The organism is Streptomyces sp. NPDC101776, from assembly GCF_044766845.1.
In the GTDB taxonomy this organism is placed as follows: Bacteria; Actinomycetota; Actinomycetes; order Streptomycetales; family Streptomycetaceae; genus Streptomyces.
In genome coordinates, this window is record NZ_JBIWMV010000024.1 from 14,323 (window position 1) to 28,652 (window position 14,330).

General features: G+C 70.7%; 16 protein-coding genes. 7 read left to right on the plus strand and 9 right to left on the minus strand.

Features of this window, described 5'->3' with window-relative positions:
* From ACIRRY_RS44025 to ACIRRY_RS44035, 3 genes are all read left to right on the plus strand, one after another.
* Complete coding sequence (locus tag ACIRRY_RS44025) at positions 1–1,410, plus strand: MFS transporter (protein ID WP_403984630.1); 1,410 nt, start codon at positions 1–3, stop codon at positions 1,408–1,410.
* On the plus strand, positions 1,407–1,925 hold the full coding sequence (locus ACIRRY_RS44030) for a flavin reductase family protein (protein ID WP_403984632.1): 519 nt from the start codon (positions 1,407–1,409) through the stop codon (positions 1,923–1,925). Before ACIRRY_RS44025 ends, ACIRRY_RS44030 begins: the two co-directional genes overlap by 4 nt.
* Positions 1,926–2,029: 104 nt before the next feature.
* Positions 2,030–2,668 (plus strand): methyltransferase family protein, encoded by a 639-nt coding sequence (locus ACIRRY_RS44035; RefSeq protein ID WP_403984634.1) that lies wholly within the window; start codon positions 2,030–2,032, stop codon positions 2,666–2,668.
* A gap of 175 nt (positions 2,669–2,843) precedes the next feature.
* Here ACIRRY_RS44035 and ACIRRY_RS44040 read toward each other — a convergent pair whose 3' ends face one another.
* The 9 genes from ACIRRY_RS44040 to zapE all read right to left on the minus strand — a co-directional run bounded on the left by ACIRRY_RS44040 (position 2,844) and on the right by zapE (position 10,684).
* A complete protein-coding gene (locus tag ACIRRY_RS44040; RefSeq protein ID WP_403984636.1) occupies positions 2,844–3,560 on the minus strand; it encodes a peptidyl-tRNA hydrolase in 717 nt (238 codons plus the stop codon).
* 187 nt (positions 3,561–3,747) lie between these two features.
* On the minus strand, positions 3,748–3,891 hold the full coding sequence (locus tag ACIRRY_RS44045; RefSeq protein WP_403984638.1) for a hypothetical protein: 144 nt from the start codon (positions 3,889–3,891) through the stop codon (positions 3,748–3,750).
* 29 nt (positions 3,892–3,920) lie between these two features.
* Positions 3,921–4,763 carry a polysaccharide deacetylase family protein gene (locus ACIRRY_RS44050; protein ID WP_403984640.1) on the minus strand — a complete coding sequence of 281 codons (843 nt, stop codon included), beginning with the start codon at positions 4,761–4,763 and terminating at the stop codon, positions 3,921–3,923.
* A gap of 60 nt (positions 4,764–4,823) precedes the next feature.
* Entirely contained in the window at positions 4,824–5,729 is a 906-nt protein-coding gene (locus ACIRRY_RS44055; protein ID WP_403984642.1) for a PPK2 family polyphosphate kinase, read from the minus strand.
* A 242-nt stretch (positions 5,730–5,971) separates the two neighbouring features.
* Complete coding sequence (locus ACIRRY_RS44060; RefSeq protein ID WP_403984644.1) at positions 5,972–6,778, minus strand: slipin family protein; 807 nt, start codon at positions 6,776–6,778, stop codon at positions 5,972–5,974.
* Between the two features lie 100 nt (positions 6,779–6,878).
* Entirely contained in the window at positions 6,879–8,354 is a 1,476-nt protein-coding gene (locus tag ACIRRY_RS44065; RefSeq protein ID WP_403984646.1) for a SulP family inorganic anion transporter, read from the minus strand.
* An 8-nt stretch (positions 8,355–8,362) separates the two neighbouring features.
* On the minus strand, positions 8,363–8,941 hold the full coding sequence (locus tag ACIRRY_RS44070; RefSeq protein WP_403984648.1) for a carbonic anhydrase: 579 nt from the start codon (positions 8,939–8,941) through the stop codon (positions 8,363–8,365).
* A gap of 86 nt (positions 8,942–9,027) precedes the next feature.
* Positions 9,028–9,426: a hypothetical protein gene (locus ACIRRY_RS44075; RefSeq protein WP_403984650.1), complete on the minus strand. Its 399-nt coding sequence runs from the start codon at positions 9,424–9,426 to the stop codon at positions 9,028–9,030.
* A 154-nt stretch (positions 9,427–9,580) separates the two neighbouring features.
* Positions 9,581–10,684, minus strand: a complete 1,104-nt coding sequence (zapE, locus tag ACIRRY_RS44080; RefSeq protein WP_403984652.1) for a cell division protein ZapE — start codon at positions 10,682–10,684, stop codon at positions 9,581–9,583.
* 37 nt (positions 10,685–10,721) lie between these two features.
* Between zapE and ACIRRY_RS44085 the strand changes: the two genes are divergently transcribed.
* From ACIRRY_RS44085 to msrB, 4 genes are all read left to right on the plus strand, one after another.
* Positions 10,722–11,516, plus strand: a complete 795-nt coding sequence (locus ACIRRY_RS44085) for a pyrimidine reductase family protein (RefSeq protein ID WP_403984654.1) — start codon at positions 10,722–10,724, stop codon at positions 11,514–11,516.
* A 154-nt stretch (positions 11,517–11,670) separates the two neighbouring features.
* Complete coding sequence (locus tag ACIRRY_RS44090) at positions 11,671–12,144, plus strand: indole-3-glycerol phosphate synthase (RefSeq protein WP_403984656.1); 474 nt, start codon at positions 11,671–11,673, stop codon at positions 12,142–12,144.
* Between the two features lie 123 nt (positions 12,145–12,267).
* Positions 12,268–13,656: a UDP-N-acetylmuramate--L-alanine ligase gene (gene murC / locus ACIRRY_RS44095; RefSeq protein ID WP_403984658.1), complete on the plus strand. Its 1,389-nt coding sequence runs from the start codon at positions 12,268–12,270 to the stop codon at positions 13,654–13,656.
* A 13-nt stretch (positions 13,657–13,669) separates the two neighbouring features.
* Positions 13,670–14,077, plus strand: a complete 408-nt coding sequence (msrB, locus tag ACIRRY_RS44100; RefSeq protein WP_403984660.1) for a peptide-methionine (R)-S-oxide reductase MsrB — start codon at positions 13,670–13,672, stop codon at positions 14,075–14,077.
* Positions 14,078–14,330 lie beyond the last annotated feature (253 nt).

The following is a 14,330-nucleotide window of genomic DNA, read 5'->3' on the forward strand; positions in this document are numbered from 1 at the left end:
ATGAGGGCAGAGAGCACGCGGCGTGACTGGTTCGCTCTCGGGAGCCTGTGCACCGGGTTCTTCATGCTGCTCCTGGACAGCACGATCACCTCGGTCGCGCTCCCGTCCCTGATCACCGGACTGCACGCCGACGAGACCGCCGCGATGTGGGTCAACAGCGGCTATCTCATCGCGTACGCGGTGCCGTTGGTCGTCGCGGGACGGCTCGGCGACCGCTACGGCCATCGACGCGTCCACCTGGTCGGGCTGGCGGCGTTCACGCTCGGGTCGCTGCTGTGCGCAACCGCCCCCACCGTCACGGCACTTGTCGCCTGGCGGGTGGTGCAGGGCATCGGTGCCGCGCTGATGACACCGCAGTGCCTGACCCTCATCAAGGCGCTGTTCCGGCCGCCGCGCCTCGCCGTCGCGCTCGGCGTCTGGGGTGCGGTCGGCGGTGCGGCGGTGGCCGTCGGGCCGTTGCTGGGCGGGTTCCTCGTCGCGGTCGGGGGCTGGCCCGCGGTGTTCTGGGTCAACGTTCCGGTCGGTGTCGCCGCGATGGTCGCCGTGGTCGTGTTCGTACCGGTCCTGCCGCGCCAGGAGGCACGCATCCCGGTGTGGGCGATCTGCGCGAACGCGAGCGGTGTCGGTGCGCTGGTGATCGGCATCCAGGGCACGGACGCGGCACGGGCCGAAGTGCTGGGCGTGCCGCGGTGGTTGCTCGTCGTCGGCGGCGTGGTGGTGGTCGCGGGTGTGGTGTGGTTCCAGCGCAGGGACGGCCAACGGGCCCTGGTGCCGGTCGGGTTGTTGCGCAGCCGGGGGTTCGTCGTCGCGGCCTGGGCCGGGGCCGCCGCGGCCTTCTGCTCCGGGTCGGCGATGATCCCGCTGATGCTGTACCTCCAGCGGGAGCGCGGGCTCGACGCCGGCGCGGCGGCGCTCACCCTCGTACCGATGGGCGTGGTCTGCCTGTTGGGGGCGCCGGTGTCGGCCCGGCTCAACAACGGGATCGGGACCCGCGCGGTCGCCGTCATCGGCTCCGGCGCCCTCGTCCTGTCCATCGGGACGTCGGCGGTGCTCGTCGCGGCGGACGCCCCGATCGCCGCCCTGACCGCCGCCTTCGCGGTGTACGGGGTCGCCAACTCCTTTGTCTGGTCGCCCCTTTCGATCGCGGCGGTGACCTCGGTCGGCCCGGACGAGGTCGGGGCGGCGTCCGGAATTTTCAACGCCATGAAGCAACTCGGAGCGGTGCTGGGCAGCGCGGTGTGCGCGGTGCTGCTGGCCGGGCACGGTTACGCCGTCACGCTCGGCGGGCTCGCGACGGTCGGACTGCTCTGCCTCCTCGCGTGCGCACTCCTGCGAACAGAGCCTCCCGGCAAGGGACTTCCGCCGGGGCACAGCCAGACGGGGCACCTACAGGCGGGGGTTGCGCGATGACGGCAATGGAAGGCCTGGAGAACCTGGACGGCATCACCTCGGATCCGGGGGAGATGACGAGTGCGTTCTCCGGGTTCCCGTCGGGGGTCGCGGCCCTCTCCGCACGTGTCCACGGCGACCCGACCGTCATGGTCGTCTCGTCGTTCGCGGTCGGCGTCTCGCACAACCCGCCCATGGTCTCCTTCGCCGCCCAACACACCTCGACGACCTGGCCCGTACTGTCCCGCGCGCGGGCCATCGGCATCTCCGTCCTGGGCGAGGGCCACAGCGACAAGGCCCGCCAACTCTCCTCCCGCAGCAAGGCGGGCCGGTTCACCGACCTGCGCACGGTGGAGGCGGAATCCGGCGCGATCTTCCTCGACGGCGCCCCGGTGTGGCTGGAGTGCACCGTCGAGCACAGCTACCCGGCCGGCGACCACGACATCATCGTGCTGCGCGTGCTCGCGATGCGGTCCGACGACGAGCGGAGTCCGCTGGTGTGGCATCGGCGGGCGTTGAAGATGCTGGGTGGTTGAGGGCGCGCGTATCCCGCCGGTTCCGGTCTCCACCCGAGGGTGGAGTTGCTGAATCAGCCCGTGGGTGGTGGTGGTCGACGCAGGTCAGGGCGCAGCCTTGTGCCATGGGACCACTACATTCCGCACTCGCCGCTCTCACGGGCTTCTGTGTCGCGATCTTCATCGTGGCCTGGATCGCGGGCGCCGTCTACTTCGGCGTGAAGAGCGGGGCCGGGCTGCGCGGCTGGGCACGCGGCCTGCGCCGCACGCTGCCCCGGCGGGCCGTGCTGATCGTGGGCGCCTACGCGTTCTCCCTGCTCATCGGACTCACCCCGGACTCCTTCTGGCACCACCTCCAGTACTGGCAGCCCGAACTCGCCCTCGTCGGCGCCCTGCTCGCCGTCGCCTCCACGGCTCTGCTGCTGTGGGCCCGCTGGGTCCTGGGCGTCATGTGGGCCAGCATCCCGCTGGTCCACGAACACCACGAACTGCGCACCGAGGGCCCGTACCGAATAGTGCGGCACCCCATCTACACCGGGCTCCTGGGCCTGGTCCTCGGCGGGATGCCGGCCTGCGGCTTCGGCATCTGGATCGTGTTCCTGGCCGCCGCCGTCCCCTGGCTGCTGCGCCGGGTCCGCATCGAGGACGGCATGATGGCCGACCGGTTCGGCGCGTCCTACGAGGAGTATCGGGCCCGCGTCCCGGCGCTGATCCCGTGGACCCGACCTGCTGCGGTTACACCGGGGGCTGTCGGGAGTCGGTAGGGGAGAAGGGGGTGAGGTGCTCCGCGCCGAGTTGCCTCACGCTGCCGTCTGCCGTCTGCCGTCTGCCGTCTGCCGTCTGCCGTCTGCCGCCCGTCGGCCGACGCGTGACCTCAGCGACCGGCGACCTCAGCTGACCGTTCCCGGCGCTGAGCGCTCAGCGCCCGGCCCCTCGCCCCTAGGCGTGCAGCTCGCCGACGCGGTGGTGCCCCTCCACCGCGACCGTAAGTCCGGGGGCGATCTCCGTGAAGCCCGCGTCGCGGACCAACGGCCGCTCGGTGCTGGTGAGTTCGGCCCACAGGTCGGGAGTGGCGGTGCGCACGGAGAGGGGGAAGCCCGCCTGCCGCCAGGCGGTCCGCTCGGCGTCGGACAGCTCCCACCAGGCCAGTTGGGCGCCGTGGCCGGTCTGGGCCATGGTCTTGCCGGCGGACATGTCGAGGTCGGGGTTCAGCCAGAGCACCGGTGCCGTCGGGTCCGCGTCGGCCGGCGGTTCGGGGTCGTCGAGGTCGGTGCCGGAGACCTGGAGCCGGGCAAGATCCTTGGGCCAGCCGTCGAGCGGGACGGGCGGGAAGACCCGTACCTCCGCGGACTTACCGGTCACCGTGATACCCGGCAGCGCCTCGGCCCGCCGCCACTCGGCCCCACGCGCCCGCCGGACCACCTTCCGGATGCGCGCGTCCTGCCAGTCCCGCATGACCTGCGCCCACTCCCCGTCCCCGACGGCCCGCTCGTCACTCAGGATCGTCAACACGGCCCGCGCAGCGGTCTCCAACGCGTCCGTCCGACCCGGCGGGTCATCCCGCTCGATCCGCACCACCAAGGGCAACACGAACTGCGGAGCCTCATCGCGCGAGGTGGGCTCATTGAGAAAGGGGTCAGCACTGTCACCGGTCACACACGCCAGTCTGCCAGGCAGATCACCGTCCCTTAAAAACACCGCCCACAGGACCCCCTAGGGGCGCGGGGCTGTGACATTGTGCGGCTCCGCCGCGTGGGCGCGACCAGTCACAGCGCACCCGCACCCGCCAAACGACCCACCCCCCCCACGGCGGTCGGTGACCTGCGCCCTCACCTTCCGCCGCTCACCCTGAACAGGCGGTGCGCTGCGCCTCCTGCCACTCGCAGACGGGGCACAGCGTGATCCCCTTGTACGACTCCGGGTACTCCGTCGGTTCCCGGCACAGCACACACTCCGCGTACACCGTCGCCGGTTCTTCGTCGCTCATGGGACCAGCGTAGGAGGAGTGCGCGAGCTTCAGTGGTGTCGGTCCGTGGCGCCGATCAGCTCGGAGACCTTCACGAACCGGTACCCCTGCTCGCGCAGCTCGGGCACGATCATGCGGACGGCCTTCTCGGTCGCTGGGGCGGCGCTGCGGGTGCAGTGCATGACGACGACCGAGCCGGGCTTCACACCCTCCAGCACCTGCCGGGCCACGGCGTCCGAGTCCGTCGCGAACGCGTCGCCGCTCACCACGTCCCACTGCACCGCCGTGACACCGACCGCGCTCAGCGTCTTCAGCGCCTGCCGGTCGTAACACCCGCCCGGGAAGCGGAAGTACGGCATCGCGTTCGGCACACCCGCCTTCTTGAACGCGGTGTACGCCCGCTCCACATCCGCCTTCATCCGGTCCGGGGACACGGTCGGCAGGCCGTAGCAGTCGCCGGTGAAGGCGTAGTGGCTGTAGGAGTGGTTGGCGATCTCGAACTGCGGGTCCCGGCCGATGGCGCGGGCCTCGGCCGGGTACTCGTCGGCCCATCGACCCGTCATGAACACGGTCGCCGGCACCTTCAACGCCCGGAGCGTGGCGATCAGTCGGGGATTGTCGAAGTGCTCGCCCGCCGCCGCGCGCGGCCCCTGATCGGCGGTCATGTCGGCGTCGAAGGTCAGCGCGACGGTCTTGCCGTCCACCCGCGGGCCGTTCTTGAAGACGGGGGTCAGACCGGCGGGGCCGGGCGCGAGCGTGGGCGGCCGCGAGGAGACGGCGGTGGGCGCGGTGGGCGCCGGACGGCTGGCGTGGGGCGCCGAGGGGGCCCCGCAGGCGGTGAGCGCGGCGCCGAGCGCACAGGCGGCGGCGACTCGTCGTACTCGAATGGTCACCGTAGGAAGATATGGTGTGAAAAGGGTTAATCGGTTATCGACACGGGGTGTGCGGCGCGGTCAGTCCGAGGCCAGCAGCCGCTCCCGGGATGCCTCCACATCGAAGTCCGCCTTCGGGTACCGCGGATCCAGTGCCGTCAGGTGTTCCAGGAGCAGGCGGCTGATGGCCCAGTTGCGGTACCACTTGCGGTCGGCCGGGACGAGGTACCAGGGGGCCTGTGGCGTGGAGCAGCGGGCGAGGGCGATCTCGTACGCCTGCTGGTACGCGGGCCACAGGGCGCGTTCCTCGATGTCGCCGGGGTTGAACTTCCAGTGCTTGTCCGGGTTGTCGAGGCGTTCGAGCAGGCGGCGGCGCTGCTGGTCGTAGGAGATGTGGAGGAAGCACTTGACGACGGTCACGCCTTCGTCGGTCAGGGACTTCTCGAAGCGGTCGATCTGGCCGTAGCGGTCGTTGATCTCGCGGTGCGGGGCGAGTTCGCGGACGCGGCCGATGAGGACGTCCTCGTAGTGGGAGCGGTCGAAGATGCCGATCTCGCCGGGGTGGGGGAGGGCGCGTCGGATGCGCCAGAGGAAGTCGTGCTTCCGTTCCTCCGGTGTGGGTGCCTTGAAGGCGCTGATCCGGCAGCCGGAGGGGTTGAACAGGCCGATGACGTGCTTGACCGTGCCGCCCTTGCCGCTGGTGTCCATGCCCTGGAGGACCAGGAGCAGACGGCGCCCGTCGCCGGCGGTGCTCGCCGCCCACAGGCGTTCCTGGAGGTCGGCGAGGTCTTCGCCCATCCGGGCGGTGTCCTTGAGACCGGCGGACTTGTCGGCGGGGCCGCCGGGGGTGGCCGTGGCGTCGTAGGAGGAGAGGTCGACCGGGTGGCCGGCGGGGACGCGCAGCAGCTCGGTGAGGGCGGTCGGCTTGCTTTTCTCCCGGCCGTCGTTCTTCTTCCGGTCCTCGCTCTTCGCGCCCTTCTTGGCCACGGGGCACCCCTTCCGGTCGGCTCCTTCGATCCTGCGGCGCGGGGGCGGGGCCCGCCAGTCAGCGACGGTGACGAGCGGTTCGCCGGCCCGCCCGCGAACATCGGTGGCGGTGTCACTTGCTCGTACACCCGTACCCGTACCTGTGACCTCTATCCGCCGCGAGTTGCCGGGCGCAGGCGCGTGCGCGGACGAACCGTCCCGTTCTCCCCACATCCGCCGGCGGTATCCAGGAAGGCGGCCTGTCACTCCTCGACGGCCGGTGGCGGCGGTGCGGCCGGAGGCGGTTGTTGTGGCTGCGCGCGCTCCAGGAAGCGCAGCAGCTCGACGGGGAAGGGGAGGACCAGGGTCGAGTTCTTCTCGGCCGCGACCGCCACCACCGTTTGCAGGAGGCGGAGTTGGAGTGCGGCGGGCTGTTCCGACATCTGCTCGGCGGCTTCGGCGAGTTTCTTGGAGGCCTGCAACTCGGCGTCGGCGTTGATGATCCGGGCCCGGCGTTCGCGGTCGGCCTCGGCCTGGCGGGCCATCGAGCGTTTCATCGTCTCGGGCAGGGAGACGTCCTTGATCTCGACGCGGTCGATCTGCACGCCCCAGCCGATGGAGGGGCTGTCGATCATCAACTCCAGGCCCTGGTTGAGCTTTTCGCGGTTGGAGAGCAGATCGTCGAGGTCGCTCTTGCCGATGATCGACCGCAGCGAGGTCTGCGCCATCTGCGAGACGGCGAACCGGTAGTCCTCGACCTTGACGATCGCTTCGGCCGCGTCGACGACCTTGAAGTAGACGACCGCGTCGACCCGCACGGTCACGTTGTCGCGGGTGATGCCCTCCTGCGCGGGCACCGGCATCGTCACGATCTGCATATTGACCTTGCGGAGCTTGTCCACGAACGGGACGACCGTGGTGAAGCCGGGCCCGCGCACCTCGCCGGCCACCCGCCCGAGCCGGAAGACGACCCCGCGCTCGTACTGTTTGACGACCCTGGCCGCCGCGGCGACGTAGACCACGCACGCGGAACCCGCCGCCACGCCCGCCACCAGTAGTTCCTGGAGCATCCTGACCCCCTCGTCGAGAGGTCGTTCTGTCTGCTCCTGCAAGGGTATGCCCGGTTCCTGCTCCGGGGCCACGATCACCCCGGAGCAGGCACCGGCGCCGCTACTTCACCACCATGACCTCGACCGGCGTGACCTTCACCGGCTCGGTGCCGGCCGCGCTGTGCCGCTCGGCCCAGTTCTCCAGGGCCGTGCGGCAGGCGTGGTCCAGGTGGTGCAGGCCGGAGAGGTGGAGTTCGACCGGCCGGTCCTGGGGGAGCGCCTCCAGGCTGTCGAGGATCTTCGGCAGCCGGAGGAAGGTCGCGTTGCCCGACAGATACGCCTGCACGGGACCGGCGCCCTTGTCGACGATCTCCATCTTGATGTGCGAGGCCTCCCAGGCCGTCTTCGCGACGGCCAGCGCGAGGCCGATGAGGACGCCCTCGAACATGCTGACCGCGACGATCGACAGCGCCGTGACGACCAGGATCAGCGCCTCGCCGCGGTGCTCGCGCCACAGCGACACGATCTCCCGGACGGGGATCAGCTTGGCTCCGGCGTGCACCAGGATGCCCGCCAGGGCCGGGATCGGGATGTACGCGAGGACGTTCGGCAGCAGCGCCGCGAACAGCAGCAGCCAGACGCCGTGCATCACCCGGGACGCCTTCGTCCGCGCGCCCGCCTGCACGTTCGCCGCGCTGCGCACGATCACCGCGGTCATCGGGAGCGCGCCGAGCAGCCCGCACAGCGCGTTGCCCGCGCCCTGCGCGACCAGCTCCTTGTCGTACTCGGTGCGCGGCCCGGAGTGCAGCCGGTCCACCGCCGCCGCGCTGAACAACGACTCCGCGGACGCGATCAGCGTGAACGCGACGACCGTGCCCAGCAGCCCGAGCCCCGCCAGCTCACCGAACGCGCTCAGTGGCGGCGGCTGCAACGACCCGAGCAGCCCCTGCACCTCTACGGTCGCCACCGGCAGCCCGAAGACGAGCGCGGCGAGCGTCGCCAGTCCTACGGCGGCCAGCGGACCCGGCACCGTACGCACCTTGGCCGGCAGCCGCTTCCACAGCACCAGTACGGCGATGGTGGCGGCGCCCAGCGCGAGCGAGGCCAGTGCCTTCGTGCTCCCGACGGCGTCGACGAGCGCGCCGGGCAGTTCGACTATCTTGTCGAGCCCCGAGGCGGGGGCCTTCGCCCCGGCCACCGAGTACAACTGCCCGGCGATCAGCACCAGTCCGATACCGGCCAGCATGCCCTCGACGACCGAGACCGAGATGGCCCGGAAGTAGCGCCCCAACTTCAGGACGCCCATGAGGATTTGGAGCACGCCGGTGGTGAGCACGATGACTCCGAGGGCGGGCAGCCCGTACTCCCGCACCGCCTCGAAGACCAGCACGGTCAGACCGGCGGCGGGTCCGGACACCTGGAGGCTGCTGCCCCGCATGAGTCCGGTGACGATTCCGCCCACGATGCCGGTGACCAGGCCGAGTTCGGCCGGCACACCGGAGGCGACGGCCACGCCCACGCACAGCGGGAGCGCGACCAGGAACACGACGAGGGAGGCGGCGAAGTCCTGCCGCAGATAAGGGAACTTGGTCGACATCGGCGCGCTCACAGGGCCTTGAAGGCGTCGACGGCCGGGTCGTGCACCTGGACGGCGCCGGTGTGGACCTCGTAGAACCAGGCGTGCAGAGACAGTTGACGATCCTTCAGCTTCTTCTCGATGTACGGGTACGAGCGCAGCCGTAGCAACTGCGTCAGGACGTGGCTCTGTACGCCCTCGGACACGGCCGGGTCCTCGACCGAGCCCTGCGGCCTCGGGGTGGCGTGCGTGAGCCAGTCGCGCACGGCCGGTACGGCGGTCAGGTCGTCGCCGCGCACCAGGGCGCCGACCGCGCCGCAGTGCGAGTGGCCGCAGACCACGATGTCGGAGACGCCGAGGACCTCGACGGCGTACTCGATGGTGCACGCCTCGCTGGTGGGGTGTTGGGAGGCGTACGGCGGGACGATGTTGCCGGCGGTGCGCAGCTCGAAGAGTTGGCCCGGGCGGGCGCCCGTGATCAGGGCCGGGACGACCCTGGAGTCGGAGCAGGTGATGAACAGCACCTGCGGGGACTGGCCTTCGGCGAGCTGGGCGAACTCCTCAGGGCGTTGTCCGAACGTACGGGCGTTGTCGATGAGGGGCTGCATGAAGTGTGGACTCCTCCTGGCGCGCCCGAAGGCGCGTCGGCCTTGCATGACAGTGTGCGTGGGGGAACTGACTGCCTGCCCGACTCTCAGCAGCGGAAGACCTGAAGTGCCGCCGGGGAGTGGGCTGTCGAGGATCTCGATGTGCGGTGGTGCGCCGTGCCGGACGCCACCGGAGTGCGTACGGCCGCCGGGTCCTCGGTCAGGAGCGGGCGCGCGGGCGTCTCGGGCCCGCAGTCGGCGGTGCGGTAGCGGTCGCGCAGGCGGAGCGGGACGGTGGGGGTCCCGGAGGCACCGCAGTCGCGGAACGTGATCGTCTCGGCGCGCAGGGCCTTGCCGCTGAGCTGGAGACCGGGCTGGGTCTTGGCCTCCGCATGACGCGCTGTGTGCGCGGGTGCGAAGGATTCGACGGGTGTGAAGAACGGGAGCGCGAGCAGGACGGCGGTGAGGAGCGTCACGACGGTCCGAGCCGTCCTACCTCGGAACATGCGCCCCCCTTCGGCCGGTTCGTGTTCCTAGTGCAGACAAAGGTCAGGTCAACGGCTGGTCAAGTGACACGGTAACCCGGTGAAGTTGTTTGCAGGGTTAACGGAGCGTTTCCGATGGAAGAGAGCGTGAAAAGCGTGCCTGGGCTGGCGTGAACTAGGCGGTTTCGACGAGGCCCTTGGCGTCCCGGGCCAGCGCGGTGAGGCGGGAGATCGCGCGGAAGTACTTCTTGCGGTAGCCGCCGTTCAGCATCTCCTCGCTGAACAGCTGGTCGAAGGGCAACCCCGAGGCCAGGACGGGCACTTCACGGTCGTAGAGCCGGTCCGCGAGGACGACGAGCCGGAGCGCGGTCGACTGGTCGGGTATCGGCTGGACGTCGGTGAGGCAGACGGCCTCGAGGTCGTCGGTCAGGGCGCCGTAGCGGCTGGGGTGGACCTTGGCGAGGTGGGCGAGGAGGTGCGGGAAGTCGTCGAGGGAGGCGCCGGCCGTGGCGTACGCCGCCTTCGTGACCTGCTCGTCGGTGAACGGCTTCGGGGCCTCGGGCAGGCCGCGGTGGCGGTAGTCGTCGCCGTCGATGCGCAGTGAGCGGAAGTGCGCGGACAGGCCCTGGATCTCGCGCAGGAAGTCGACGGACGCGAACCGGCCCTCACCGAGCTTGCCCGGCAGGGTGTTCGAGGTGGCGGCGAGCGCCACGCCCGCGTCGACGAGCTTGCCGAGCAGGGTCGACACGAGGACGGTGTCGCCCGGGTCGTCCAGCTCGAACTCGTCGATGCACAGCAGCCGGTGTCCCGACAGCGTCCGTACCGTCTGCTGGAAACCGAGCGCGCCGACCAGGTTCGTCAGCTCGACGAAGGTGCCGAAGGCCTTGAGCGCGGGCTCGGCCGGGGTCGCGTGCCACAGGGAGGCCAGCAGATGGGTCTTGCCGACGCCGTAGCCGCCGTCGAGGTACACGCCGCGGGGGCCCGCCGGGGTCTTGGGTGCCTTGCCCTTGCCGAAGCCGAGGAAGCCGCGCTTCGGGCCGGCCGCGTGCGCGCCGCCGAGTCCGGTGGCGAAGCTCTCCAGGACGCCGACCGCCTCGGTCTGGCTGGGCTGGTTCGGGTCCGGGATGTACGTGGCGAAGCGCACGGAGTCGAAGCGCGGCGGCGGCACCATCTCGGCGACCAGCCGGTCCGCGGGGACGTACGGCTCACGGGCGCACAGGGACAGCGGGGCCGCGTCTGCTATCGGGCTGATCCCGGAGGCGGCTGAGGAGGATGACACGGTTACTCAGTCTAGGGGTCGTGCCAGACTGCACGACATGCGACGCCTGTTCCCTGTGACCGACGAAACAGCAGCCCAGGCCTCGGACGGGGCCCCCGATGCGCGTGGGGCGGACCGGGAGTGGGGGCTTTCGGAACTGGCGGAGGCGTATGCCTACCCCGTCGGGGACGGCCCCTGGCTGCGCGCCAACATGGTGTCCACGCTCGACGGGGCCGGTCAGCACGAGGGGCGTTCGCAGCCCATCTCCGGTGACGCCGACATGCGGATCTTCGGCACGTTGCGGGCGCTGGCGGACGTCGTGGTCGTCGGCGCGGAAACGGTACGCCAGGAGGGTTATCGCCCCGCACGCGCGCGTGCGGAGTTCGCGGCGGCGCGGACGGCGGCGGGGCAGGGGCCCGCCCCGGTGATCGCGGTCGTCACCGCGAGCCTCGACCTGGACTTCTCACTTCCGCTTTTCGTCTCGCCCCTGGTGCCGACGCTGATCCTGACGGGCGCCGCGGCGGCCCCGGAGCGGGTCGCGGCGGCCCGGAAGGCGGGCGCCCGGGTGGTCGTCGCCGGTGACGGCGCCGGGGTGGATCCCGCACGGGCCGTAGTGGCGCTCGCCGAACTGGGGCACACCCGGCTGCTGGCCGAGGGTGGGCCGCGGCTGCTGGGGCAGTTCGTGGCCTCCGGAGTGCTCGACGAACTGTGTCTGACCCTCTCGCCGATGCTCGTGGCGGGGGACGCGCAGCGGATCGCGGGCGGGCCGTCGGTTAAGGTTCCCTCGCGCTTCGAACTGGTGTCCCTGCTGGAAGAGGCCGGGTTCCTGTTCGGTCGCTACCGTCGGTCCTGAAGACGGGCGGAATGATCCGTTCCGTTTGTCTTTCGACGGGCACACTAAAACCGGCAGTACCCGTGCGATCACGGGGCAGGATGGTTTCCGCAGGGCCTCGACGGCCCACGGAGGAGAGAGGGCCCGCGGGTCCTCGAAGGAGAAGGGGCGCCTGGTGTTCACAAGCGTACTGATGATCGAGAAGGCCCTTACGTCCGCCGACGTGGAGTTCGTCACCACCTTGCACGGTGACGAGGCCGTCTCCTTCCACGTATTGCTCCAGCCCCGCGGCGACCAGGCGGACCGCCTGCTGCGGGCCATCGACGACGTCGCCCTCGGCGAACTCGACGAGGCGGCGCACGAGCGGGAGACCCCCGAGGGCAAGGACGCGGCGGCACTCGGCGCGCAGGCCCTCTCGGTGTCCCTGGACGCCCTGCACGCGGCGGGCAGCGCGGCCGAGGGCCGGCTCATCGAGGACCACCCGCTGGACGCGCTGAAGACCCTGGTCGACGAGATCGGCGCGGACGAGGTGATCGTGCTGACCGACCCCCACTACGTGGAGGAGTTCTTCCACCGGGACTGGGCCTCGCGGGCCCGTCACAAGGTCGGCGTACCGGTGCTGAAGCTGTTCTCGCACAGCAAGGAGTAGCGGCGAGGGACGGCGGTCGGCGCAGCGGTCGGCGGGTGTCCGTGATTGTCGGTGGCACGGAATAGGCTGGCCGTCGAACATCCGCCGTATCAGTACGGAACCAGCACGCACAGGGAGACACACATGGCACCCGGCCTTCCCACCGCCATGGACCGACCGCACTTCATCGGCATCGGCGGGGCCGGGATGTCGGGGATCGCCAAGATCCTCGCGCAGCGCGGGGCGAAGGTCGCGGGCAGTGACGCCAAGGACTCCGCGACCGCCGACGCCCTGCGCGCCCTGGGTGCCACGGTGCACATCGGGCACGCGGCGGAGCACCTCGCCGACGACGCCACCTGTGTGGTCGTGTCGTCGGCGATCCGCCAGGACAACCCCGAGCTGGCCCGCGCGGCCGAGCTGGGCATCCCGGTCGTCCACCGTTCGGACGCCCTGGCCCGCCTGATGGACGGCCTGCGCCCGATCGCCGTGGCCGGTACGCACGGCAAGACGACCACGACCTCGATGCTCGCGGTGTCCCTGACCGAGCTGGGCCTGACCCCGTCGTACGCGATCGGCGGCGACCTGGACGCCCCGGGTTCGAACGCGCTGCACGGCGAGGGCGAGATCTTCGTCGCCGAGGCGGACGAGTCGGACCGCAGCTTCCACAAGTACGCCCCCGAGGTCGCGATCGTCCTCAACGTGGAGCTCGACCACCACGCCAACTACGCGTCCATGGAAGAGATCTACGAGTCCTTCCAGACCTTCGCCGACCGGATCGTCCCCGGTGGCACCCTGGTGATCTCGGCCGACCACGAGGGCGCGCGCGAGCTGACCCGGCGCGTGGCCGACTCCGTGAAGGCGGTCACGTACGGGGAGGCGGAGGACGCCGACGTACGGATCCTCTCCGTGGTCGCGCAGGGCCTGAAGAGCGAGGTGACCGTCCTGCTGGGCGGCGAGGAACTCACCTTCACCGTCTCGGTCCCCGGCCGGCACTACGCGAGCAACGCGGTCGCGGCCCTCGCCGCCGGCGTCGCCCTCGGCATCCCCGCCGGGGAACTCGCGCCCGCCCTGGCCGCGTACACCGGCGTGAAGCGGCGCCTCCAGCTCAAGGGCGAGGTGGCCGGCGTCCAGGTGATCGACTCCTACGCCCACCACCCCACGGAGATGACCGCCGACCTGGAGGCGATGCGCGCGGCGGCCTCCTCCGCGCGGCTGCTGGTCGTCTTCCAGCCCCACCTCTTCTCCCGCACCCAGGAACTCGGCAAGGAGATGGGCCAGTCCCTGGCCCTCGCGGACGCGTCCCTGGTCCTGGACATCTACCCGGCCCGCGAGGACCCGATCCCGGGCGTCACCAGCGACCTGATCATCGAGGCCGCGCGCGTGGCGGGCGCCGACGTGACCCCGGTCCACGACAAGGCGGACGTCCCCGAGGCCGTCGCGGGAATGGCGAAGCCCGGTGATCTGGTTCTCACCATGGGAGCGGGCGATGTGACAGACCTCGGCCCGCGGATCCTGGACCGTCTCGCGAAGTAAGGGGCTGAGCTGCATGTCGTACGACGTCGAAAAGCCGGACGAGGAATGGCGCGCGGAGCTGAACCCGGCCGAGTACGCCGTACTGCGGAAGGCCGGCACGGAGCCCGCCTTCGTCGGTGAGTACACCGACACCAAGACGAAGGGCGTCTACTCCTGTCGCGCCTGTGGCGCCGAACTCTTCACCTCCACCGAGAAGTTCGAGTCCCACTGCGGCTGGCCGAGCTTCTACGACCCGAAGGACACCGACGCGGTCGAACTGATCCAGGACCGCTCGCACGGGATGGTGCGCACCGAGGTGCGGTGCGCCCGGTGCGGGTCGCATCTCGGGCACGTCTTCGAGGGCGAGGGATATGCGACGCCCACGGACCAGCGGTACTGCATCAACAGCATTTCGCTGCGGCTGACGCCGGACGAGGGCTGAGCGCTCCGGACACCACAGTGCCGATCGGCTCTGCCGGTCTCCGCCCACCGTCACGACGGTGGGCGGACACCGGCATGGGCGTCAGTTCTTCTTCGGCGCGGTCCGCCGGAGGACCGTGGTTCTTGTGCCGGCCCCCGGCACGCCATGGAAACGGCCCGCGCCGCTCCCGCACTCCTTTGCTCGCCCGTACGGTCGTGATCGGCGACGACCGTCCCTTCGTGCTGACCGAAGGTTCATGAAATGGCATCGAATC